General features: G+C 55.8%; 16 protein-coding genes. 14 read left to right on the top strand and 2 right to left on the bottom strand.

Annotated features, from left to right (window positions below):
* The first annotated feature begins 114 nt into the window (after positions 1–114).
* From AACY36_RS17360 to pelG, 9 genes are all read left to right on the top strand, one after another.
* Complete coding sequence (locus AACY36_RS17360; RefSeq protein WP_339456718.1) at positions 115–1,431, top strand: OprD family porin; 1,317 nt, start codon at positions 115–117, stop codon at positions 1,429–1,431.
* A gap of 500 nt (positions 1,432–1,931) precedes the next feature.
* On the top strand, positions 1,932–2,864 hold the full coding sequence (locus tag AACY36_RS17355) for an NAD-dependent epimerase/dehydratase family protein (protein WP_339497345.1): 933 nt from the start codon (positions 1,932–1,934) through the stop codon (positions 2,862–2,864).
* Between the two features lie 62 nt (positions 2,865–2,926).
* Entirely contained in the window at positions 2,927–5,740 is a 2,814-nt protein-coding gene (locus AACY36_RS17350; RefSeq protein ID WP_339497344.1) for a bifunctional glycoside hydrolase 114/ polysaccharide deacetylase family protein, read from the top strand.
* The gene (locus AACY36_RS17345) at positions 5,718–9,326 is read left to right on the top strand and encodes a tetratricopeptide repeat protein (protein WP_339497342.1); all 3,609 of its coding nucleotides are present in this window, start codon (positions 5,718–5,720) and stop codon (positions 9,324–9,326) included. The genes AACY36_RS17350 and AACY36_RS17345 overlap by 23 nt, the downstream gene beginning before the upstream one ends.
* A 27-nt stretch (positions 9,327–9,353) precedes the next feature.
* A complete protein-coding gene (locus AACY36_RS17340; protein WP_049710551.1) occupies positions 9,354–9,872 on the top strand; it encodes a hypothetical protein in 519 nt (172 codons plus the stop codon).
* Between the two features lie 5 nt (positions 9,873–9,877).
* Positions 9,878–11,245, top strand: coding sequence for a PelD GGDEF domain-containing protein (locus AACY36_RS17335; protein ID WP_339497340.1), 1,368 nt, complete (start codon positions 9,878–9,880; stop codon positions 11,243–11,245).
* A complete protein-coding gene (locus tag AACY36_RS17330) occupies positions 11,223–12,215 on the top strand; it encodes a HEAT repeat domain-containing protein (RefSeq protein ID WP_339427338.1) in 993 nt (330 codons plus the stop codon). Before AACY36_RS17335 ends, AACY36_RS17330 begins: the two co-directional genes overlap by 23 nt.
* Positions 12,208–13,722, top strand: a complete 1,515-nt coding sequence (gene pelF / locus AACY36_RS17325) for a GT4 family glycosyltransferase PelF (RefSeq protein WP_339421210.1) — start codon at positions 12,208–12,210, stop codon at positions 13,720–13,722. Before AACY36_RS17330 ends, pelF begins: the two co-directional genes overlap by 8 nt.
* The gene (gene pelG / locus AACY36_RS17320) at positions 13,723–15,093 is read left to right on the top strand and encodes an exopolysaccharide Pel transporter PelG (protein WP_339456725.1); all 1,371 of its coding nucleotides are present in this window, start codon (positions 13,723–13,725) and stop codon (positions 15,091–15,093) included. It begins immediately after the preceding gene.
* A gap of 66 nt (positions 15,094–15,159) precedes the next feature.
* On the opposite strand, the gene AACY36_RS17315 is transcribed toward pelG, so the two are convergent.
* A complete protein-coding gene (locus AACY36_RS17315) occupies positions 15,160–15,444 on the bottom strand; it encodes a DUF3077 domain-containing protein (RefSeq protein ID WP_339421214.1) in 285 nt (94 codons plus the stop codon).
* 824 nt (positions 15,445–16,268) lie between these two features.
* Here AACY36_RS17315 and AACY36_RS17310 point away from each other — a divergent pair.
* The 5 genes from AACY36_RS17310 to AACY36_RS17290 all read left to right on the top strand — a co-directional run bounded on the left by AACY36_RS17310 (position 16,269) and on the right by AACY36_RS17290 (position 22,723).
* Positions 16,269–19,349: a TrlF family AAA-like ATPase gene (locus tag AACY36_RS17310; RefSeq protein ID WP_339497339.1), complete on the top strand. Its 3,081-nt coding sequence runs from the start codon at positions 16,269–16,271 to the stop codon at positions 19,347–19,349.
* 110 nt (positions 19,350–19,459) lie between these two features.
* A complete protein-coding gene (locus AACY36_RS17305) occupies positions 19,460–20,119 on the top strand; it encodes a hypothetical protein (RefSeq protein WP_339497338.1) in 660 nt (219 codons plus the stop codon).
* Between the two features lie 81 nt (positions 20,120–20,200).
* Positions 20,201–20,962, top strand: a complete 762-nt coding sequence (locus AACY36_RS17300) for a hypothetical protein (protein WP_233893356.1) — start codon at positions 20,201–20,203, stop codon at positions 20,960–20,962.
* Positions 20,934–21,500, top strand: a complete 567-nt coding sequence (locus tag AACY36_RS17295) for a hypothetical protein (RefSeq protein WP_339497335.1) — start codon at positions 20,934–20,936, stop codon at positions 21,498–21,500. Before AACY36_RS17300 ends, AACY36_RS17295 begins: the two co-directional genes overlap by 29 nt.
* A gap of 371 nt (positions 21,501–21,871) precedes the next feature.
* On the top strand, positions 21,872–22,723 hold the full coding sequence (locus tag AACY36_RS17290; RefSeq protein WP_223018042.1) for a hypothetical protein: 852 nt from the start codon (positions 21,872–21,874) through the stop codon (positions 22,721–22,723).
* A 262-nt stretch (positions 22,724–22,985) separates the two neighbouring features.
* On the opposite strand, the gene AACY36_RS17285 is transcribed toward AACY36_RS17290, so the two are convergent.
* Positions 22,986–23,591, bottom strand: a complete 606-nt coding sequence (locus AACY36_RS17285; protein WP_339497333.1) for a hypothetical protein — start codon at positions 23,589–23,591, stop codon at positions 22,986–22,988.
* Between the last annotated feature and the right edge of the window lie 153 nt (positions 23,592–23,744).

Below are 23,744 nucleotides of genomic sequence, written 5' to 3'. Positions count from 1 at the left end.
GCCTGTTAAGTCGTCCGCGGGCCTTCTTTTTTCCGGAAGCAGTCGACACCAGAAAAGCGACACGGGGCCTGGTGTCATCGCGCGTACTCAACCAGAAACAAGGAATACAAAAAAATGTTGAAGCAACGGATGAGTCTGATCGCTCTGGGGATTTTGAGCGCATCGACAGCAATGGCCAACGACCAGGACCAATCCAAGGGTTTTGTTGAAGACAGCCACCTGAATATCGCCGCCCGTAACGCCTACATCAGCCGTGACTACAAAAACGGCAAGCAAGACAAAGCCGAATGGGGCCAAGGCTTCATCGGCAAGTTCGAGTCCGGTTTCACCCAAGGTACCGTGGGTGTGGGTGTGGACGTGATCGGCCAGTACGCTATCCGTCTGGACGGTGGTCAAGGTCGCGCTGGCGCGGGCGGCATCGACTTCTTCAAACAGGGCAATGGCACTACCAACCCTGATGGCTCGAACAACCCTGGCTCGGCACCCCATGACCTGGCCAAGGGCGGCGCTGCCGTGAAGTTCCGCGTTTCCAACACGGTGCTCAAGTACGGTGATCAGTTCCCGGCCGTGCCTGTGCTGCAGTACGACAACTCCCGTCTGTTGTCGGAAACCTACACCGGTACTTCGATTGTTTCCAAAGAGATCGCCGGTCTGCAACTGGACGCGGGTCACTTCACCAAAGAAGCGCGCAAGAGCATGGAAGGCACCGACAGCGGTCGCCTGAAAAGCATCGACTATATCGGTGGTAGCTACAAATTCACCGAAAGCCTGTCGGCCGCGCTGTATGCCTCCCACATGCAGGACGTGCTGAAGAAGCAATACGTCAACGTCAACTACGTGCTGGCCCTGCCAGAGAAGCAGTCGCTGACGTTTGACTTCAACGGCTACAAAACCAAGCTGGACCGCAGCTTCGCCCTGGAAAACCAGAAAGATGCTGACGCCCGTGACAACAAAATCTGGAGCCTGGGCGCCACGTGGGCTGTTGGCCCGCACAGCTTCACCGTCGCTCACCAGCGCAGCACCGGCGACACCGGCTACCTGTATGGCGGCTACCGCAACGCTGGCGGCATCGGCGACGGTGGCAACACCATCCTGCTGGCCAACTCCTACTGGTCTGACTTCAACGGCAAGGACGAGCGTTCGTGGCAACTTGGCTACGGCATCGATTTCGCCACCTTCGGCGTACCGGGCCTGACCTACAACGTGGCCTACGTGCGCGGTACCAACATCGACGACGGCACCAACCGTGGCGATGGCACCGAGCGCGAAATCTGGAACCAGTTCAAGTACGTGGTCCAGAGCGGCCCAGCCAAAGACCTGAGCCTGCGTGCTCGCGCCTCGTGGCTGCGCGTTTCCAACAACGCTGACCAGTACAACGTAGGCGGTAACGAAATCCGTCTGTTCGCCGACTACCCGATCAACGTTTTCTAATTGATCCGGGGTCGCGCCTGATGCCAGGCGATAAAAACCCCGACCCGTTCGGGGTTTTTTATGTGCGCCCGGCAGTCCTTTTGCGCCTCAGCACACGCTTTATGCCCACAAATGTTGCGCGGATCCCTTTTCAGGAGCGCTGTAAAAAATTTTTAAAAAGCACTGACAAGGCGGGATTTCTGAAACAACTTATCACAGATAAGTGGCGAAAATTTCGCCTAATCCAATCGACGTTAACCGCGTTTAAACACCCGATGCGAGTCAATTAAATGGCGATGATTTAAAGTCACCTACCGTCTGGCGGCATAAAAGACGATATGTTGACAGTTTCTCCCGGATCTAACATGATCGGCGGCGTTTTGATGGCTTCAAGCCACTAAACTGACATCATTGCACCAAGCGGGCTGAGGTATTTTTCAGCCTGTGCTGGGCCTTAATCGTGCCACCGTTAGCGGACTGCCTATATGAAATCTCCGCTTGAGTCGTCAGGAAGAACCTCCATGGATGTTAAGCGAGTTTTGATTACCGGTGGTGCAGGCTTTATTGGCTCGCATTTGGTAGATGCCTTGCTGGGCAAGGGCTACAGCATTCGTGTGCTGGATAATCTGTCGACCGGCAAGACGAGCAATTTGCCTATCGGGAATCCGCATCTGGATGTCGCCGTGGGTGATGTTGCAGACACCGCGGTGGTCGAGCAAGCCATGCAGGGGTGTCATGCTGTGGTTCACCTGGCAGCAGTGGCATCGGTGCAGGCGTCGGTGGATGATCCTGTCGCTACCCACCAGAGCAATTTCGTCGGCACGCTCAATGTGTGCCAAGCCATGCTGAAGGCGGGTGTCAAACGTGTGGTATTCGCTTCCAGCGCTGCAGTCTATGGCAACAACGGCGAAGGCACGGCCATTGAAGAAGACACCCCCAAGTCTCCCCTGACGCCTTACGCGTGCGACAAGCTGGCCAGTGAGTATTACCTGGACTTCTATCGTCGCGAACATGGCTTGGAACCTGTGATTTTTCGCTTCTTCAATATCTTTGGCCCACGCCAGGACCCGTCCTCTCCGTACTCGGGTGTGATCAGTATCTTCAGCCAGCGGGCAATCGCCAAGCAGCCGATTACCGTATTCGGTGACGGTGGGCAGACGCGCGATTTTGTCTACGTGCAAGATCTGGTGAGCATTCTCGTGCAGGCCGTGGAGGCCCGCGAGGCTGCCCCTGGTGCGGTCAATGTCGGGTTCAGCCGCGCGACCAGTTTGAACGACCTGATCAGCGAGCTGGGTGGTGCGACCGGTACGGCGCTGACGGTGACGCACCAGGCGCAACGCCAAGGCGATATTCGTCATTCCCGCGCGGACAACACGCGCTTGCTGCAACGCTACGTGCTCTCGGAACCGACGTCCGTGGGCCAGGGTTTAACGCAGCTACTTCGCAGTTTGTAACCCGCCGGTCACCCTGTTCGACCTTAGCGCCGTCTCAGTTTCAATCATTTCAAGAGTGCATTATGGAAATCGTTTTTCGCAGGACGCGTGTCCGCGCAATAGCTGAGCGGCTACTGACCGCTTTTGCGTTGTTCGTTGGCGGGTCTATTGCGCAGGCCGCGACGTCGCCGCAGCCGGCCAGCGTGGCCTTCTGGTACGCCGAGCAGCCGCCCCTGGCGGAGTTGTCGCAGTTTGACTGGGCTGTGGTCGAGCCCGGCCACATGACGGCCGCCGACGTCAAAACCTTGCGTACGCTGGGCAGCGAACCCTTTGCTTATTTGTCCGTGGGCGAATTCGACGGCAATAAGGCGGCGCTCGAAAAAGCCGGCTTGAGCAAAGCGGTTTCCCCGGTGCGTAACGATGCCTGGGACAGCCAGGTCATGGACCTCACTTCGCAAGCCTGGCGTGAGCATTTATTTGCTCGCGCCAAAGCCTTGGAAGCCCAAGGTTATGGCGGTGTATTTCTCGACACCCTCGACAGTTTCCAGTTGCTGCCTCAAGCCCAGCGTGAAGCTCAGCGCGTGGGCCTGGCCAACCTGCTGCGTGAAATGCACAAGCGTCAGCCAAAATTGAAGTTGTTCTTCAATCGCGGTTTCGAAGTATTGCCTGAGCTGGATGGCGTCGCCGCCGCCGTGGCAGTCGAGTCGATTCACGCGGGGTGGGACGCCTCCGCCAAGCGTTATCGCCCGGTCTCGGAGTCCGACCGCGAATGGCTTGAAACGCATTTGAAACCGCTGCGTGCCAAAGGCATCCCGCTGGTAGCGATTGATTACTTGCCGCCTGAGCGCCGTGAAGAAGCGCGCAAACTGGCAAAGCGTCTGCGCGAAGAAGGCTACATCCCGTATATCAGCACGCCTGACCTCAATACCCTGGGCATCAGCAGCATCGAGGTTCAGCCACGCCGAATCGCGCTGATTTTCGACCCGCGCGAAGGTGCGCTGGAAGATGCTGCCGGCCATAGCGACCTCGGCGGCTTGCTGGAATACCTGGGCTATCGCGTCGATTATTTTCCGGCCGACAGCAACCTTCCGCTGTACAGCTTCAGTGGCCTGTACGCCGGCGTTGTTACCTGGATGACCAGCGGCCCGCCGCAGGACCCGGCTGCGTTTAGGCGCTTCATCAATGCGCGCCTGGACGAACAGGTGCCCGTGGCGTTTTTCAGTGGGTTGCCGGTTGAAGACAAGCTGCTGCTCAAGCGCCTTGGCCTCAAGCGTGATGCGCCGCCCGCCACGCAGGTGCTGACCGTTACTCATCAGGACAAGGCCCTGGTGGGCGCATTTGAAGCGCCGGTGGTGCCGCGCTCGCGTGACCTCACCGCCGTTTCCGTGATGCCCAATGGCCCGACAGCTGCGTTGTCGTTGAAGGGTGCCGGCGGTGAGGTGTTCACGCCGGTGGTGGTCGGCAAATGGGGTGGCTTGGCACTTGCGCCCTATCTGCTTGAAACCAACAACGAGCGCAGCCGTTGGATCCTCGATCCCTTTGCGTTTCTCCAGGCCAGCCTGCACCTGCCAAGCCAGCCGCGCCCGGACAGCACCACCGAAAATGGCCGGCGCATTGCGACCGTGCACATTGATGGCGATGGCTTCCCTTCCCGCGCCGAAGTGCGTGGCACACCTTACGCCGGGCGCCACACGCTGGACGACTACATCAAGCCCAACCCGTTTCTGACTTCGGTGTCGATCATCGAAGCCGAGATTTCGCCCCGCGGCGCGTTCCCCTTCCTGGCCCGTGAGCTGGAGCCGATTGCACGCGAGATCTTTGCCAACCCTAAGGTTGAAGTTGCCACGCATACCTACAGCCACCCATTTTTCATGCAGCCGGAAAAAGCCAAGAAACGCGAGAACTTCAATCCGGAATACGGCATGAACATGAAGGTGCCTGGCTACGACAAAATTGATTTTCGCCGCGAAATCTTTGGCTCGCGCGACTACATCAACCAGAACCTGACCACCCCGCAGAAACCGGTGAAATTGGTGTTCTGGCCAGGTGATGCGCTGCCATCGGCGAGCACCATCAAATTGGCGTATGACGCTGGCCTGAAAAACGTCAACGGTGCCGAAACCATCATGACCAAGGCCAATCCGTCGCTGACCGGCCTTAACCCGCTGCTGCGCCCGACCGCAGGCGGCTTGCAGTACTACGCGCCGATCATCAACGAGAACTTGTACACCAACTTGTGGAAGGGCCCGTATTACGGTTTCCGCGAGTTGATCGAGACGTTCCAGCTCACCGACAGCCCTCGCCGTCTGCGTGGCCTGCACCTCTATTACCACTTCTATTCCAGCACCAAGCAGGCGTCGATCAAGGCCATGCACGAGATCTATGGCTACATGCGCGAGCAGCAGCCGATGTCGTTGTGGATGAGCGACTACCTCGACCGTCTGCACGGTTTGTATCAGGCGAGCCTGGCACGCACCGCGGATGGCGCCTGGCAGATTCGCGGGATGGACGCACTGCGTACCGTGCGCCTGGACGCGCAAATGGGCTGGCCGGACCTGTTGAAATCGCAAGGCATCGCCGGCGTGCGCGATTTGCCGCAAGGGCGCTACGTGGCCCTGAGCAGCGACAAGGCGTTGCTGGTGCTGCGCCCGGATCGAGACCCGAGACCGGCGCTGGAAGAGGCCAATTTGCCTCTGCTGGACTGGCGTTACCTGGATGAGCGCCGCGTGAGCTTTGCGTTCGCCGGCCAATTCGACCTGACCTTCTCCGTACGTTCGGCCACTGCCTGCCGCGTGGAAGTGGATGGCCAACGATTTGCGGGCAAGGCTTCGGCCGGCCTGTGGACTTTTCAATTACCTATGAAGCAGGTGAGTAATGGTCAGCTCCTCTGCAACTAAAAACAGCCGCCTGCTCAACCCTTGGGCATTGGCGGTGGTGGCGGTTGCCGTAGGTGGCCTGTTGTGGGCGACCTTCCAGCGCGAAGAAGTGTTCCAGCCCGACGGTCGCCAGCCGGATGCTGTCTCGGCCAACTATGCCGAGCTGCTGCTGACGGCTCACCCGGACGACGATCACCTGCGTCTGCAACTGGTCGATTTGTTGATTCGCCTCGGTGACTACACCAAAGCGCGCCAGCACTTGGATGCCTGGCCCAAGCCACAGCCTGAAATCCAGGCTTACTATCGTCTTGAACTGGACGCGCTGGTCGCCACCAGCAGCAACGACTTGATCGCGCAGCAAGCGCTCGTCGAGCGCCTGGGTAGTTTCGATTACCACAAATTGCCATTGCCCCAGTTGCAAAACCTGGCGGCGCGGGCGTTGACCTTGCAGGCGCCTGAATTCGCGGCGGGTGTGTACGAAGAAATCGCCGCTCGCGATCCCGCACAGCGTGCCGAAGCGCTCAAATCGGCGGCTCAGTGGTACATGGCCAGCGAAAAACCTGAGCGTGCTGCCGATATTTACCTGCAGCTCAGGCGCGACGCCCAGCTACCGGCAGAGCGTCGTGATTACGCGCAGTTGGCGTTCAACAGCTTGCTGTCGGCGGGTCGCGACAAACAGGCTGCGCAGGTGCTGTCCGACGAATTGCCCCAACTGACTAACCCCCAGACCGATGTGGCATGGCTGGAGCAGGGCGTCGACGTCGCCGTGGCAACCAAGCAATTTGACCTGGCGCAGCGCGTGCTCAAGCAGTGGCGCGAAGTGCAGCCGGACAATCCGAAAATTGCGCTGAAAGAATTCCACGTGCGTCTGGCCATTAATGACCTGGCGGGCGCCTGGGAAACCGGTCAGCAATTGACGGTCGATTATCCGGACGACACCGAGCTGCTCAATCAAATGGCGTTGCTCGGGGAGTGGCGCGGTGATAACGCAGCGGCCTTGGGTTATTGGATTCGCTTGCTCAAGCTCAAAGAAGACCCGCAAACCCGCGAACACGCCTGGCGCCTGGCCAGCCAGCAGTTCGATTTCGACCGCTCGATCCCGCTGCTAGCCGAGATCATGCAACAGCGCGCGCTCACCGATATCGAGCTGGACGCGTTGATCTATGGCCACGAATCGCGCGGCACGCCTGCTGAGGCCGAGGCCTGGTTGCGCCCCTATCTGCGCAAATACCCAGGGCACCGCCTGGCGTGGACACGTTTGCTGCAAAACCTGGACAACACCGGGCAGTTCGCCGCAAGAAGCAAGGTTTACAACGACTACGCCAAACGCTTCACCCTGACCTCGGCCGAGCGGGTGGACTGGGTTGGCACCGAGATGAAGCTGTTTGACGAGCAAGCGGCATGGGACGTCGTGAAGGTGGATGACCCTTCGATCGAGGATCCTGAGTATTGGCACGCCCGCGCTAGCCTGGCGTGGGACCTGGAGCGTGATGAAGACCTGCGCGTTTCGTTGGAACGCCTGCTGGCCATCAACGGCAAGCTGATCAGCGGCGACGAGAGCCAGCTCATCACCCTTTATCGCACCCCAGACCCACAGCGCGCCCTGGCCCTGATGGTCGCCAGTTGGAAACGCGCCCAAGACCCGCAACGCTTGGTCGAGGCCTTGCAGCTCGCCCAGGAATTGCAGGAGTGGGACCAAGTGGTCGCGTTGCTCGAAGACGCTAAACAGTACCCAGAGGCCTACGAGCAAGCCCAGGTTCTGGCCGTGCGGGGTGCATTGGCGATTGAGCAGGGCAACAGCGCCGAAGCCGAGCGTTTGTACCTGCTGGGCCTGTCGCGTTATCCCAACGACAACCTGTTCCGCGAACGCATGATCTGGATGTATGTCGACCAGGGCAACACCGAGAAACTCAAGCCATTGCTGGCCAAATGGCGCGTCTATGCGCGTCAGGACCGTCTGCTCTGGCTGCCATTTGCCAGCGCCAGTCAGTTGTTGAATCGTGATACCGACGCCTTGGCCTGGTACCGCATGTACCTCAAGCTCACCCCGAACGACTGGCTGGTGCAGGCGGCATACGCCGATGCACTCGACACCGCCGGTTACCAGGATGCGGCGCAACGGCTGCGTTTGAAACTGCTGCGCAACCCCGAGGCTGAAGGGCTGCAACCTTCGTCCCAGCGCTACGCGATCTGGTTGCGGCTGATGTCCAGCAGCTACTCGCCACGCAAGGCGCAGCAGGAACTGTTGAAGTGGAAAGACGGTTCGCCGTCGATGAAGCAGATGTGGTTCGAGCGCTTGCTGGCACGGCTGGATGCGAGCAATCAGGAGTCGCAGAAAGACCAATGGCTGGAGTGGGCGCGTAGCCAAGGCCTCAAGGTCGACCGTTACGAGCAGATTCAGGAAGCGCTGCGCAGTCGCAACAAGGCCCAGGTTGAAACCCTGTTGGCCAGCAGCGACCTGAACCCGGCGCAACGTGCGCAGGCACTCAGCCGCCTGGGTCGCACTAACGAAGCGCTGGACGTCAGCTTGACCGCATTGGGTGACGACCAGCCGGAGTCGGTGCGCGAACAACTGCGCCGCCAAGCCGTGGAGATCCACGAAAGCACCCCGCAAGGCGCGCTACTGTCCTACCAGAAGCAAGACTTCGGTGGCCTCTCGTTTGATGCGCCGCGCTTGGAAATCGCCCACAACCTGGGTGACAACTGGTACGCCGACCTCGAGATGGAGCACGGCAACTACAAGGGCGACGACGTCATCTCATCGAGGATCGGTGACGAAAGCAACGCGGCCCTGACCTTGATTCGTTCGGTGGAAAACGGCAGCTGGAAGGTGTTCGCTGACACCAGCCAGCGCAAGGACGACGATCGCAACGGCCTGGGCCTGTCGCGCCTGTGGCAGCTGGGTTCCAGCCACCAACTCGAGACCGGCCTGGACTGGCATCGCAAGAGTGACGACAGCGGCTTGATGCGCGCCTTCGGCCAGCAGGACCGAGCCTGGGTCGGCGGGCGTCATGGCCTGACCGCACGGGACCAGCTGAGCTGGGAAGTGGCGCAGCGTTCGTTCTCTACCCGTGCCGGCGACTCGCTGGGTACCGGGCATGCGCTGAAGGTTGAGCTTAACCATACGCTGGAATTCGCCGGGCCTAACTGGACGGTGCGCGGCGGTGCGGATTATCAGAAGAACAGCGTGAAGGACCGGGAGCTGGAATATCTGTCGAGCCGCAACGGCGGCGCCGTCAAGGTTACGCCTCAGTCGATAGATGCCGATACGGGTCTGCCTGATCCTCTTGATGTAGACCCGGTCACCGCCGACAACCTGCTGCAAAGCCGCTACGGCCAACTCTACGTCGGTACCACCTGGCGTCGCGGCATCCCTGGCGCGCTGGTGCGCACCAAGCCCCAATACACCTGGCTGGTGGACGTGACGGCAGGCTGGCAGTGGACGGACCAAACCTTCAACTACGGCATGAACACCGGCATCGGCTTTGAAGTGCTGGGTGACGACGAACTGGCCCTGACCGTCGGTTACCAATCTGCGCCACAAGGCGGGGATGGCAAATCCGGCGGAACACTGGGCATGAGCTACGGCGTGCGTTTCGGGCGCTGATTACAGAATCTCTACGGGAGAAAACCTATGCAAGTAATTCGTAACCTGAGCCTGGCGCTGACAGTCCTGTTCGTTGCCGGCTGCTCAAGCTTCACCAGTGAGACCAGCCCGAACCTGCCACGCAATGCGCAGTGGGGCATCGTGCCGATGGTCAACTATTCGCAGACCCCGCAAGCCGGTGAGCGCAGCGAGCAGATCCTGCTCAGTGTGCTCAGCAGCCATGGTCTGCAACCACGGGTTTACCCTGTCACCACCCAGGGCGAACAAGCCTTGATGGACGACAATGAGCGTCTGGCCGGTGCCCTCGATTGGGCCCGTGAGCAGAAACTCGATTACGTGGTCGCGGGCAGCGTGGAAGAGTGGCAGTACAAGAACGGCCTGGACGGCGAACCGGCGGTGGGCATCAGCCTGCGCGTGCTGGAAGCCAGCAGCGGCCGCGTGCTGTGGAGCAAAAGTGGCGCCCGCGCCGGCTGGTCCCGTGAAAGCCTTGCGGGCAATGCTCAAACAGTCATCGACAAACTTGTTGGCGCCCTTCGGTTCGAGTGAACGCAATGAATTCTCCACACATGGATTACAGCCTGGCGCCTCGCGCCAGCGGGCCGGTGTCTTGGCTGGAAACGATACTGGTGACGGGCCTGGCGATCGGCCTCGGCTTCTGGCTCACGCCTGAAGACCCGTTGCAGATGCATGCCGGTTTCCCCTGGCCGATCCTGGCACCGCTGCTGTTAGGTGTACGTTATGGCTTTGTGCGCGGCTTGTTCAGCGCGGTTCTGGTGGTGGCGGCGCTGTTTGCGCTGCGCAGCAGCGGGCACGAAGGTTATACCCAGATTGATCCGTCGTTTATCGTCGGCGTGCTGGTGTGCGGGATGCTCGTCGGTGAAGTGCGGGACCTGTGGGTGCGTCGCCTTGAGCGTCTGCAGATGGCCAACGAATACCGTCAGTACCGTCTCGACGAATTCACCCGCGCCCACCAGATTCTGCGGGTCTCCCATGACCTGCTCGAGCAGCGTGTGGCGGGCAGCGACCAGAGCCTGCGCAGTTCCTTGCTGGGCTTGCGGGAAAAGCTGCGTGGCATGCCGGTCGAAGGCGATGCCATGATCGCGCTGGCTGAGCCCATCGTAGCGATGCTCGGCCAGTACGGCGCCTTGCGCGTGGCCGGGTTGTACCGCGTCGATGACAGCGAACAAAACATACTGCCTCAAGCCTTGGCGATGATCGGTGTGATGGGCCCGTTGGACGTGGGTGATGACCTGATCAAGCTGTGCCTTGAGCGCGGTGAACTGGTCAGCGTGCGCCAGGAATTGATTGATTCCGGCAAATCCTCGCAGTTTTCGTCGCTGCAAGCGTGCATCCCGCTGATCGACGCCGAAGGCAACCTGTTGGCCATCCTGGCGGTTCGGCAGATGCCGTTCTTTGCGTTCCAGGACCGCACCTTGAGCCTGTTGTCGCTGCTGGCCGGCCACATCGCCGACCTGCTGCGTCGCGACCCGCAAGTGCTGCAACTGCCGGACGCCGGCGCCCAGCAGTTCACGTTGCAACTCAAGCGCTCGCTGGTGGACATAGAGCAGCACACCTTGCCGGCCGGGCTGTTTGCGTTTGAGATGACACGCCCCAACGACGAGCTGACGCGCCTGATGGCGCGCAGCCAGCGCGGCCTGGACCTGCACTTGCCGGTGCGCAACAACCGCGACCACGCGCTGCTGTTGGTGTTATTGCCGTTGACCAGCCCGCAAGGCACCGAGGGCTACCTGGCCCGTATCAGCCTGATGTTGCATGAGCATTTTGGTATCGACAGCGACTTCGAGAGCCTGGGCGTACGGGTGATGCCTTTCAACCTGGAGCCTGGCTGTGACCGCAACGGGCTGCGTAACTTCCTTTACAACGAGTGTGGCTTGAATGATCAGCAAGTGGCTGTTTAGCGGAGCCTTGGTGCTAGAGGCGGGCAGTTGGGCAAGTTTGTGGCTCGACGCGCCTCAAGCGCACCAACTGCTGGTCTTCACCTTCAGCCATGGCTTCGCCTGCCTGATGCTGTGCGCGGCCGTGTGGCTGTTGCTGCCGGCGCGCTACCGCAAGCCGTTGCCCTGGAGCCCGCTGTTCATTTTCAGCCTGGCGTTCTTTGTGCCGGTCATCGGCACCCTGGGTGTGGTGGCTGCGATCTTCCCGGCGCTGTACTTGCCGCGCAAGCGCGACAAACAAGCCTGGCAGGCCGTTGGTATTCCAAGCTTGCCGTACCGCGCGCAAGCGCAGTTGCACAAGCCGGTGTTCGCCGATGGCGGCTTACAGGATGTGCTGCGTCACGCGCCCGATCCGGACCAGCGTTTGTCGGCCTTGTTGGCCACACGACGGATGCCCGGCAAGGAAGCGGTGCCCATTCTCAAGTTGGCGCTGGCAGACCCCAGCGACGACGTGCGCCTGCTCGCCTACTCGATGCTCGACAAGCAGGAAAGCGATATCAACCTGCATATCCAGATGGCCCTTGAGCAACTGGTGGATGTCAGTTCGCGCACCGCAGGCCCGGTCCACAGCATGCTGGCGCGCTGGTACTGGGAACTGGCCTACCTCGGCCTGGCGCAAGGCAGCGTACTGGAGCACGTACTCAACCAGGCCAGCGAGCATGCCGAGCAGGGCTTGGCAGCGGGCGAGGGCGGTGAACTGTTCCTGCTGGCTGGCCGTATCGCCCTGGAGCGCGGCGAGAACGAGCGCGCCGAAGTCCTGCTGCGCCTGGCGGAAGAAAACGGCATGGGCTCGGCCCAGGTCTTGCCGTTTCGCGCAGAGCTGGCGTTCGAGGCCGGTCGTTATCACGAAATTCCCGGGTTGCTCGCCAGCCTTCCCGAGAAAACCCGCCAGCGGCCACCGTTCGCTGAGTTGGTGAGGAGCTGGAATGAGTAACAAGCAAGAGGCACCGATTGCAGACATCTGCCTGCTGCTCGAAGGCACCTGGCCTTACGTGCGCGGCGGCGTTTCGAGCTGGATTCACCAGATGATCCTCGGCCTGCCGGAGTTGACCTTTTCGGTGATGTTCATCGGCGGCCAGCGCTCAGCGTATGAGAAACGCCGTTACGAAGTGCCGGCCAACGTGCTGCACATCGAAGAGATGTTTCTCGAGGACGCGACCCATCCCACGAATCTGCACGGCACACCGCGCGAAGCCAACCCACAGCACCTGGCCGACCTGTATCGCTTTTTGCATCACCCGGACCAACCTGAACGTGAGCTGGGCGAGAAGCTGCTCGACTGCATCGCCAGCGGCGACATGACCCTCGACGACGTCCTGCGCAGCCGCGCCAGTTGGGAGACGCTCAGCGAGGGTTATCGCCTGCATTGCGCCGACCCGTCCTTTGTCAATTATTTCTGGACCCTGCGCTCGCTGCAGTCGCCTTTGCTGATGCTGGCCGAAGCCTCGCGCAAAATGCCGCGCGCGCGCGTGCTGCATTCGATTTCCACCGGTTACGCCGGGCTTTTGGGCTGCATTCTCAAGCAACGCTGGAACTGCGCCTACTTGCTCAGCGAGCACGGCATTTACACCAAAGAACGCAAGATCGACCTGGCCCAGGCCTCGTGGATCGCCGAGACCTCCGGCCAGGCGCTGAACCGCAGCCTCGACGGCGGCTCGGGTTACATCCGTACGCTGTGGGTGCGCTACTTCGAGCGGATCGGCCAATTGGCCTACAACAGCGCCGACAACATCATCGCCTTGTATGACGGTAACCGTCAGCGCCAGATCAAGGACGGCGCCGAGCCTGCGCGCACGCAATTGATTGCCAACGGTATCGACCTGGCGCAGTGGAATCGTGTGCTTGAAACACGCGCGCCGGGCATTGCCCCGAGGGTGGGCCTGATCGGGCGTGTGGTGCCGATCAAGGACGTGAAAACCTTCCTGCGGGCCATGCGCGGCGTGATCAGTGCCATGCCTGAGGTTGAAGGCTGGATCGTCGGGCCGGAAGAGGAAGACCCGGAGTACGTCAGCGAATGCCGCAGCCTGATGGCCAGCCTGGGCCTGGAAGGCAAGGTGCACTTCCTCGGCTTCCAGCGCATTCAGGACATCCTGCCTCAGCTCGGCTTGATGGTGTTGACCTCGATCAGTGAGGCGCAACCCCTGGTGATCCTCGAAGCCTGGGCCGCCGGCACGCCGGTGGTCAGCAGCGACGTAGGCTCGTGCCGCGAACTGATCGAAGGTGGCAGCGCCGAAGACCGTGACCTTGGCATTGCGGGCAAGGTGGTCGCGATCGCCGACCCACAGGCCACCTCCGTCGCCATCCTGGAACTGCTGCGCAGCCCGGAACGCTGGCAAGCCGCACAGGCCAGCGGCCTGGCGCGGGTCAACCGTTATTACACCGAAGCCTTGATGTTGCAGCGCTACCGCGACCTGTACCAGGCAGCCATGGAGAACAGCTAAATGGCCGGTATTGGCTTTGAACTGCGCAAGATCCTTTCGCGCGACTCTTACACCGCCACCCTGCATGCCTACGTCTATGCCGGGCTGATCAGCTCCGGGCCGTGGGTGCTGTCGATCATCAGCGTGATGTTGGTGGGCATCATCAGCCTGGGCTTGATGTTGCCCAACTCGCTGGTCGGGCAGTTTCTGGTGACGGTGACGTACCTGATGGCCAGCTCGTTGATCCTGACGGGCGGCCTGCAACTGTTCTTTACCCGGTTTGTGTCCGACCAACTGTTCCAGCGCAACTACGAGCAAATCCTGCCCAACCTGCTGGGCATATTGCTGATGGTGACCGTGGGCGCCGGCTTACTCGGCATCATCCTGCTGGCGGTGCTGTTCGATCAGCCGCTGATCTACCGCGTGCTGGTGCTTTCGAACTTCGTGGTGCTGTGCAACCTGTGGCTGGTGATCATTTTCCTGTCGGGGATGAAAAAATATAACCGCATCCTGCTGGTGATGCTGGTGGGCTACTCGCTGATGGTTGCGAGCGCCTACCTGCTGAGCTTCCTGGAGATGCCAGGCTTGCTGCTGGCGCTGTTGATCGGGCACAGCACGCTGCTGTTCCTGTACCTCTACGACATCCTGCGCGAATACCGGGCTGAAAAACTCATCGCCTTCGACTTCCTCGATCGCCGCAACGTGTTCCTCAGCCTGCTGGTGACCGGGTTCTTCTACAACTTCGGCATCTGGGTGGACAAGATCATGTTCTGGTTCAACCCGGCCACCTCCAACACCGTCATCGGCCCGCTGCGCGCCTCGATCCTCTACGACATGCCGATCTTCATCGCTTACCTCGCGATCATCCCCGGCATGGCCGTGTTCCTGGTGCGCATCGAAACCGACTTTGCCGAATGGTACGACCGCCTGTTCCGGGCCATCCGCGACGGCGAAACCCTGCAGCACATCGGCTCGCTGAAGACCGAAATGACCCTGTCCATCCGCCAGGGGCTGCTCGAAATCTGCAAAGTCCAAGGCCTCACCGTGGTGCTGCTGTTCCTCTTCGCACCACGCCTGCTGGACTGGCTGGGCATCTCCAGTTACTACCTGCCACTGTTCTACATCGACCTGATCGGCGTGAGCATCCAGGTTGTCTTTATGGCGCTGCTCAACGTGTTCTTCTACCTCGACAAACGCCGCGTGGTGCTGGAACTGTGCGTCCTGTTCGCCGTCCTCAACGCCGGCCTGACACTGCTCAGCATGCACCTGGGCCCGAGCTTCTTCGGGTACGGGTTTACGCTGTCGTTGCTGGTGTGTGTACTGCTGGGGCTGGCGCGCTTGTCATCGGCGCTGGAGGATCTGGAGTACGAGACGTTTATGTTGTCGCGTTGATCGCGGTTGCTGGCGAATAAAAAAGGCACTTGTCGGTGAGCGGCAAGTGCCTTTTTTGTTGCTGCGTTATTGCTCGGTGTTGCAGGGTGATTCCAGTACCTTCACCACATCATCGATCACCGCCTTGCTCATCTCCTGCAGATAATGCGATGCCCAGGCATAACGATCTGTGTCTCGCGTCATTGCTGCGTCTTCTGCGAGCAACTGGGCGACATGGAGCAGATCGGAAACGTGGTGCAAGGCTTCATGCAGGGACACACCGCTGTTGACGCGGAACAGAGGGTGGTCGGAGTGAAAGGAGAAGGGGGTGACGCCGAGGGTGGTTAGTGCGGATGGACTTGGAGCGGTCATTGGTAAAACTCCCATATCGGGTGAGCGCTACCACGTTCGTTATCAGGCGAATGGGTGGCAGCTGTGCGCAGGCTGATAAACCGGAGATACAGGAACCCGGCAGACCCGAAGGTCTCCCACGCACAGCCGCCATTGCACGAATTGTGAGGCGAAAAAAAACGCCTGCAAATCGGGTTTTGGGGGCGCTTGGTGCGCCTGCATCTTGCCGGGTTATCAGGCCCGATCGCTGAATTGGCAGCGACGCAGGGAGAGTAGCGTGGTGGGGGCGGGGGAGCAATCGAGAAAGTTGATGGGAGGGTTTTTTGCGGCGGTTCGCGTTGCCGTGTGGTGAGCCTAAGTCGTTGTTCTATATGGTGCGGCACCAGACGAACGGTAGCTTTCGGCGAGGCTAGGTTTTCTGCGGGTCTGGATTTCGCTGGAAAACTCGGCGTACCCCAACTAGTAACTATAAATAAATCAGCTAGTTATGGATTTCTGTGGAATCGAATCCGGGACTCTTGAGATGTCACCATGGAATAGTAAATCTGCTGAATTCGAACGTTGTCGACCATCACCTCCGTAGAGAATAGGCAGGAGTTCGCCAAAAGCTGTCGTGGCGACAGACAGCAGACAGCAGAAGGCTAGACGCGGACGCTTACCACCTTTCGCACATAAGCTTAGGGCGGCAAGCTAGGTCTCGGTTGACTCAACGCAGGCCGTCGAGCAGAAGATAGGCTCGTCTAAGGAATGATTGTTTTTTAACCCCCTTCTTGCTAAGACTGAGCGCAAAGGTGGTAAAAAGCCACTCGTCTAATTTTTGCCGTTGACCAGTGGGGGAAAGGAGCATGGACGCAGCGAGCTATGAGCGCGGCTCAGAGTGGCGCCAGTGGGATCTTCATATTCACACGCCGGCATCATTCCACTGGCAAGGCCAACGATTTGATGCAAAAAATCCGGACTCAGCGGAAAACCGTGCACTGGTAGACGAAATGATCAAGGCTCTCAATGAAGCAGAGCCCGCTGTGTTTGCTTTGATGGATTACTGGACATTCGATGGATGGTTCGCCCTTAAGAGAAGACTAAGTGAACCAAATGCTCCTAAGTTGGAGAAGACAGTATTTCCTGGAATTGAACTACGGCTAATGTCCCCTATGAAGGGGCGGCTAAATGCGCACGTGGTCTTTTCGGACAAAATCGATAACCAAACGCTGAATGACTTCAAGGCTGCGCTAACCGTTGAATTGGTCAACAGACCTTTGTCGGATACGGCACTACGCAGTCTTGCAGGAATTGTCACTGCTGAGAAGTTAAAGGCCCATGGATTTTCAAAGTCTGATGTCGACTCGGCTGATGCTACTGCATTAAAGGCTGGTAGCACTATTGCGGAAATTAATTGCGATAGCTACAAGGAAGCAATTGCAGCAGTTCCAGAAGGAATGGCAATTGGCTTCATGCCTTATGACACTCACGATGGACTCGCTGAGGTGGATTGGGTTGAGCACTACGCCTTCTTTATTGGGTTAGCGAAAAACTCACCTATATTCGAGTCTCGAAATCTGACAATGCGTGATGCATTGGTCGGGGTTAGAACCTCTGAAAATGAGCGATTCATTGATAGTGTTCAGCGATCTTTGAAAGACTTACCCAGATTAGTTGTGGCTGGCAGCGATGCGCATAGGCTTGTGGGCACCCCTGGCGATCCAGACAAAAGAGGCTACGGAGATTTCCCGTCTGGGAAGATTACTTGGATAAAGGCTGATCCTACGTTTCTAGGCTTGCAGCAGGCCATCAGAGAACCGGCTAAGCGATCATTTATTGGCGCCAAGCCACCAAAAGTAGATGAAGTTGAAAGGAATAAAACTTTCTTCATTGATAAGGTAGAGGTTAGTAAGATTGGGGGGGGGACTACCTCTGGGGATTGGCTGGCTGAGACGGAACTTCCTCTGAGTCAAGACTTAGTTGCAATTATCGGTAACAAAGGTAGTGGAAAAAGTGCTCTGGCAGACATTTTGGCCTTGCTGGGTAACTCTAAGCAGAAAGCTCATTTTTCTTTTTTAAAGAAAGATAGATTCAGAGGAAAATCCGGTGACCCAGCGAAGAACTTTGAGGGCAGGCTTACATGGGTTAGCGGTGCGTCTGAAAGCCGTAACTTGAATGATGATCCGCCTGAGTCAAAGGTCGAGTTGGTTCGCTACATTCCTCAGGGGCATTTCGAAGAGCTTTGTAACGCACATATCAGTGGAAAATCCGACTCTTTCGAAAATGAGCTACGAGCAGTCATCTTTTCTCACGCAAGTGAGTCGGTCCGACTGGGAGCACTTGATTTCAATCAATTGATTGAGCAGCAGGAAGGAGAGTACCGAGATCGTCTTGGTGATTACCGTAATGATCTTAGAAAACTTAATGAAGAAATTGCATACATTGAAGATCAGGTTAGGCCTGAAGTAAAAAAAGAAGTGACTGAATTACTTATTCAAAAAAATAAGGAAATTGAAGAGCATGAGAAATTAAAGCCTGAAGTTTTGCCGCTTCCCGATACTCAACTAACGCCTGAGCAAAATGCTGCGTCTCAAGAGCTAGATTCTATAGCTGTGGCTCTGAAGGAGAAGGCAGAGGCGATTGAAAGAATCGTCAGTGAAGAAGTTAGTCTCGCTAGCAAATTGAAGGCTGCCCTGAATGTACGTGGTCGCATGCTGTTGTTAGACAAAAATTACAAACAATTCATCGCTGACTCCCAATCTGACTTTGAGTCTTTAGGAGTTGATCATGCGGATTTGGTGAAGATTGAATTTAATTTTGGCAAGCTAAGTGAGGTCATCACCTCATCACCGGACAAGCAACTCGAGTGTTCACAAAGGGTTGCCGATGTCGAGGCCGAGAAACAGAAAATACAAACTAGGCAGTCAGAATTGGAAGCTAAGCTGGCTGAGCCCCAGCTGCTTCACCAGCAAAGCTTGCAGGCTTTGCAGCAGTGGAATGAAAAATTTGATGAGCTTATTGGTACGTCAGTAGAGCCAGAATCGCGAACTGGGCTTCAGACCAGGGTTGCTCAAATTGAACTCCTACCTCAGCGACTTAATGAATGTAAGACTCGGCGCGAAGAGATGGCCGAGCAGATATATGAGGTTCTCGACTCCCAGCGTAAAGCGCGTGAGACTTTATTTGCACCAGTTCAAGAGTTGATCAAAAGCAATAGTCTCATAAGAGAAGAATATAAGCTCCAGTTCCAAGCAACGCTTGGGGCTTCAGCAGACTCAATTGCGGCGTCTTTATTCAACCTCATAAAGCAAAACGCTGGTGAATTTCGAGGAGAGGACGAAAGTTTCAATGTGGTGCGACGCCTCGCCGAGCAGTTCGACCTTAATCAGAAATCGCAGGCATTAGATTTTGTTCGAGATTTGAATTCAAAAATTGAAGCAGCATCCAATAGTAAGAGCCTTGGCGCAAGCTCCATGTTGCGCAAAGAGATTGTGGCGAATCAGGTTTACGATTTCTTGTTTGGGTTAAGTTTCTTGGAACCCAAATACTCTCTACTTTTTCAAGATGCTCAGATTGAGCAACTCTCTCCCGGTCAGAGAGGGGCGCTACTTCTAATTTTCTATCTCCTTGTCGATAAAGGACGAACGCCTATTATTCTTGATCAGCCAGAGGAAAATCTGGACAACGAAACCGTGGTAAGCCTGCTAGTTCCAGTCTTAACTGAGGCCAAGAAGAGGCGCCAAATAATCATGGTAACGCACAACCCAAATTTGGCAGTGGTTTGCGATGCAGAGCAAGTTATTTGGTCGGTTTTTGAACGAAAGAATAAATCAAAAATTTCATATCATGCGGGCTCGATCGAAAACCCATTAATTAATCAACAGGTAGTGAATGTGCTTGAAGGCACGATGCCTGCATTCAGCAATCGAAGAATCAAATACCATTAATGCCTAGAGGCAAGGGAATGCTTGTAAATCCATATCATACTGAAGTTTTGATGGCATGCGCTCATTGGGCTGATCGACTAGCCAGGTCGGATCTCATCAATGGTTACATAGTGGATGAAAATGACTATACTTCAAATTTTTTGGCTAATTTTCGTCGAGAAATTAACTCTCGGAACGTAGTTGGTCTGAAGGCAGTCGCTTATCGGTTAGCTCCAAGAATTGAACGAAGATTCGGTGCTGATGGTTGCATTATTATTGATAACGGATCGAGCTATAAGGTTGGTATTTTTGAAGCTAAATGGCCCGGGGTACAAATAGAAAGAGGTCCGTGGGATTATATTCAGAAATCGGCTGGAGTCTCGCATTTCGATACTCAAGTTAAGCGGCAGTCACAATGCAGTCGAGATTTCGCTATCTGGGAAATGTTTTATTGCGATAGTCATTTTGAGCAGCAGCCTGGTGGTTACTCTGACTACGGGTCGGCGTGTGTAGAACATAAAAATGCTGTTCATCACGTGAATAATCGGAACAATAATTTTCCTTGGAGTGATCGGGAGTTGGAGTCTATGTTAGCTTCTTCCACTTCCATTGAGTTTGTAATCAAAGATATCTGTGAGTGCCTTCGTGGAAGGCCACTAAATATTAGGCCCTATGAAAAGGCTTTCGATGGAATGAACCTTCCACAAGAGATTCTGTTAATAAAGTCTGCCAATCAAGACGAAAAGCCCTATTCGCCTGAGTTTTCATATACGGATCACCCGGAAATATAATGCAGTACGCAGTTGTCGGGGGGCAGCGACTTGAGCCGTTTCGGGGGGGGTAGGGGAAAATGCCCTATCTGTGGATCGGTGATGATTGCCAAATGTGGCCCGCGCATACTTCACCACTGGTCCCATTTTGGGCGAAGAAATTGCGATGCATGGTGGGAGAGTGAAACGATCTGGCATCGTGATTGGAAGTCTCAGTTCCCCGCCAATTGGGCAGAGGTACGCCATCAAGCTCCGGATGGTGAGATCCATAGAGCTGATATAAAAACTCCCAAAGGAATCGTTGTGGAGATCCAGCATTCTCCAATGAGTGATGCAGAAAGGATATCTCGCGAGCAGTTCTATAAAAACATGGTGTGGGTAATCGACGGCAGAGATTTTAAGCGAAACTTCGATATCTATCACATGTTACCTAGTCCAAACTCAAAACTCGCTGATGATATCGTCTGGATTAAAGCATCTCGACCTATGCAGGGAGCAGCTAGAGGAATTTTTTTCAAATTAACAGAGGCGCTTGAATGCACTCCAGAGGCTAATAAGAAAACTTTAAATAGCGGCATAATGCATTTTTTCAATGAAATAGAACGCGATGTTAAGCTAGAGTTTCGAGGCCACCATCAGTACGACTGGGTTCGTCCGAGAAGAACATGGCTCGATTCTTCATGTCCCGTCTTTATTGATTTTGGATGGGATTGCCTAGTTAAACTTTCTTTATATGATGAGTATGCACTGCCTTGTGTCGTGCTGGTTTCGAAATTTCAATTTATTCATGACGCAATGACAGTAAGTCATGCTTCTGAAATTTGCGGAGTACTCGATGATCTCTGGACCATTGGAAGGCATTAAGCTTTCTAGCAAATGCACTATTTCCCAATATATGGATATGGTGGCTGCTCAAGATAGAGTTGCAATAGCTGATTTTATTGAGCAAAGATTTTTGGAGAGATATCTAGATCCAGTGACAGTGGGGTGCAATAGTAAGAACGGTTTTTCTATCATGGCAATATCTTGCTTAATGATTGAAGCGCTAGAGTGTTTTGCGCAGGGGCGTAAAGACTCAAACCAATTGTCGAGGCGTATGTTTCATGATTTTTTTGATTGTCATCAACAGTTCTCGTCCTTTCGGGCTGTTGCCAATGACTTTTATGTCCACGTTCGATGCGGCATTCTCCACCAAGCAGAGACAACGGGTGGTTGGCGTATTGTTAGGAAGGGCCCCTTGATTGAGGGAAAAGTAATTAACGCGACCCAGTTTGAAGGAAGGCTGCGGAAAGCACTTAGCGACTACTGTGCTCGATTGAAAGCTGAGGATTGGAACTCTTCCGTATGGGAAGCCTTCAAGCGAAAAATGGACTCTGTCTGTGCGAATGCGTCCGCACCATGACTCATCGCAATTTATTAAAAACTCGTCTGCAAAAACTATATTTAGTTAATGACATCATCAGGCGTTGCGGAATTTATTGACTCAGTGTCAAGTTTGTTTCTGGTATATTTTATCGCTACCGCAATACTCACTTGAAAATAATCTAATGGATGAGGAGTAACGGCCATATTTGCACCTACACAGTTGACTGATCGCAAGGTGCAAAATTTTCGATGACTTTATGTCTACCCGGAACTCTATCCAATATTTTTAATGAAATCGTATACATCTTTTGACGCTTGTCGCCAGCATCGTATACGTATCTAAAAGCTATCGCTTGAGGGGGCTGAACCGGTTTGTCCCCCTAAATTAACGAAATTGAGTCAACACCAATGGATTTCGAAGGCTTTATGTATCTCGACATTGAGCACCCTGTAGTAGCGTGGAATGCATATCGTGGAGTGCTTTTGAGCCAAAGCTTGATAGCGAAATGCAATCCCTCGGGATCGTTTCTTTCCATGACCCTTGCAAGGGTTCTGATCGATAAAGATTGGCAAAGACTTAGATTTGAGCAAATTCTTGAAGAGCACCGCCAGAGTGACTTTCCAAGCCACGCATCTCGACTAACAGGCCTTTTCATATTTGATACACCAGAGAGTGCGCTCGCCGTTGCAAACAACGAGGCGTGGGGAGGAAAGGACGGGCACATTAGAGATGAAAATCTTACTGATGTTGGGGTATCTGCTGAGTCAAACCGCACCCGCCTAGATGCGAATTGGATAAGCTGGATGCTAAGGCTTAAAGAAAGCGACGATAATCTATGGCTAACTGGTGTTCACCCTTATTGGTCCGGCACTCCATGTCCTCATTATGATGCCCCTATCTGGGAGGTTCTGGTTGATGGTGCGGTTACAATTTGGGGGACCGAGCTTAGAAACCGAGCGTACCAACTGATTACACGTCGGACGCCGCTGTCGGCCAGCCTCTTAGAGATATCAAGAATAGCGGCTGGCTTGGGCTCTGATCTGGGTCATATAACAGCTCTTGTCAGCGCGGAGGGTGAGCATCAGTTGGTATCATTTTATATCGATATGCGAGACGCGGACGATCCTTCATTTTTAACCTCCCTACAGGAGTACGTCGAGGCCAATCCCAGCCAGATAAACAGACGAGATCTCAAGGTAGGTGGGGATATGTTCGAGCTACCAAATTTCATTGCTTACACATACGTTGTCGGTTCATAAGTATAGTTTTTTCAAACTTAGTAACCACGCCGGCAACCGCCAAAAGTAACCACCTCGCCTGGTTACCATCCGTCATAGGGATCTCCGTCACAGAGTCGCCCGGCTCCGGCCAACCTTGACAATTGTTAACAGGGCGGCGGGTTGGCCAACCTCCCCCAAGGGCTAACTTTTACTAACAAGCGGCGAACGTGGCCACCGGCTCCAAGTCGATCTGATCTCAACATTTCTCAACATCGCGCCAGGCCGAGCACTCGATCCGATGTTAGGTTTTGTCAGGTTCTGGTGCGCGCTCGATAACAGGTTTTGCTAGGTCGCTGGGACCAGTACGTGAGTTCGCGCAACGCTGGCGACGCTTCGGAATGTCCGGACCACGCGGTGTTCCCGTAGCACCGAAGGCCAGCTCAGCATCACGATCAAACCCAGCGCAGGCGCTGTCGAACCATTCATACAGAGTATGGTCTCGACAGTGCATGCCTAATTCCCGTTTCGCACACTGGATCTGATGGTAGTAAAACGCCATGGACTGGATAGCTTTGTTCATGGCGGGAATCATAGAAATGTTGCGAAGCTCCAAGTGCGCGAGATCCTTGTCGCGGTAAACCTTCATCTGCTCGCGGAATTGCTTGAACTCATCGAAGGAAACTTCCATTGAGGTGAGCATGCTTTCTCGAAATGTGTCTTCGTCATCTGTAAACACCTTCTTCCAATGCAACGCATCATTTTGCTGGCCGAAGGCGTGGCACCAGTCCAAAACTGCTAAGTCCAGCGCATTACGGGAGATTTGGCTCCAAAAATTACTAAGAACCCTCCCTCGGCCGAGCTGCTCCCGCGTAGCGCCAGACAGTGCCAAATTATTCACGAAGCTCAAGCAGTTCATTTCAGCGCAAGCTAGCAGCTTAGTTCGGTCCATTGTGATCCTGATTTTGGGCGTGTCGGGGACGGGGGGCGCGCCAGCGTAGCGCTCTGCCTACGCTCTTTACAACCTAGGAGGTCGCGGTTCTCTATGAATATCCATGTGGTT

Source organism: Pseudomonas sp. EA_15y_Pfl1_P101 (genome assembly GCF_963970835.1).
GTDB lineage: Bacteria > Pseudomonadota > Gammaproteobacteria > Pseudomonadales > Pseudomonadaceae > Aquipseudomonas > Aquipseudomonas tritici.
This window is presented reverse-complemented; position numbering and strand designations above follow the sequence as displayed.

Excerpts from the sequence above, each read along its gene's own strand:
- AACY36_RS17360 (WP_339456718.1), top strand. The coding sequence starts at position 115 with ATGTTGAAGCAACGGATGAGTCTGATCGCTCTGGGGATTTTGAGCGCA.
- AACY36_RS17355 (WP_339497345.1), top strand. The coding sequence starts at position 1,932 with ATGGATGTTAAGCGAGTTTTGATTACCGGTGGTGCAGGCTTTATTGGC.
- AACY36_RS17350 (WP_339497344.1), top strand. The coding sequence starts at position 2,927 with ATGGAAATCGTTTTTCGCAGGACGCGTGTCCGCGCAATAGCTGAGCGG.
- AACY36_RS17345 (WP_339497342.1), top strand. The coding sequence starts at position 5,718 with ATGGTCAGCTCCTCTGCAACTAAAAACAGCCGCCTGCTCAACCCTTGG.
- AACY36_RS17340 (WP_049710551.1), top strand. The coding sequence starts at position 9,354 with ATGCAAGTAATTCGTAACCTGAGCCTGGCGCTGACAGTCCTGTTCGTT.
- AACY36_RS17335 (WP_339497340.1), top strand. The coding sequence starts at position 9,878 with ATGAATTCTCCACACATGGATTACAGCCTGGCGCCTCGCGCCAGCGGG.
- AACY36_RS17330 (WP_339427338.1), top strand. The coding sequence starts at position 11,223 with ATGATCAGCAAGTGGCTGTTTAGCGGAGCCTTGGTGCTAGAGGCGGGC.
- pelF (WP_339421210.1), top strand. The coding sequence starts at position 12,208 with ATGAGTAACAAGCAAGAGGCACCGATTGCAGACATCTGCCTGCTGCTC.
- pelG (WP_339456725.1), top strand. The coding sequence starts at position 13,723 with ATGGCCGGTATTGGCTTTGAACTGCGCAAGATCCTTTCGCGCGACTCT.
- AACY36_RS17315 (WP_339421214.1), bottom strand. The coding sequence starts at position 15,444 with ATGACCGCTCCAAGTCCATCCGCACTAACCACCCTCGGCGTCACCCCC.
- AACY36_RS17310 (WP_339497339.1), top strand. The coding sequence starts at position 16,269 with ATGGACGCAGCGAGCTATGAGCGCGGCTCAGAGTGGCGCCAGTGGGAT.
- AACY36_RS17300 (WP_233893356.1), top strand. The coding sequence starts at position 20,201 with ATGATTGCCAAATGTGGCCCGCGCATACTTCACCACTGGTCCCATTTT.
- AACY36_RS17295 (WP_339497335.1), top strand. The coding sequence starts at position 20,934 with ATGATCTCTGGACCATTGGAAGGCATTAAGCTTTCTAGCAAATGCACT.
- AACY36_RS17290 (WP_223018042.1), top strand. The coding sequence starts at position 21,872 with ATGGATTTCGAAGGCTTTATGTATCTCGACATTGAGCACCCTGTAGTA.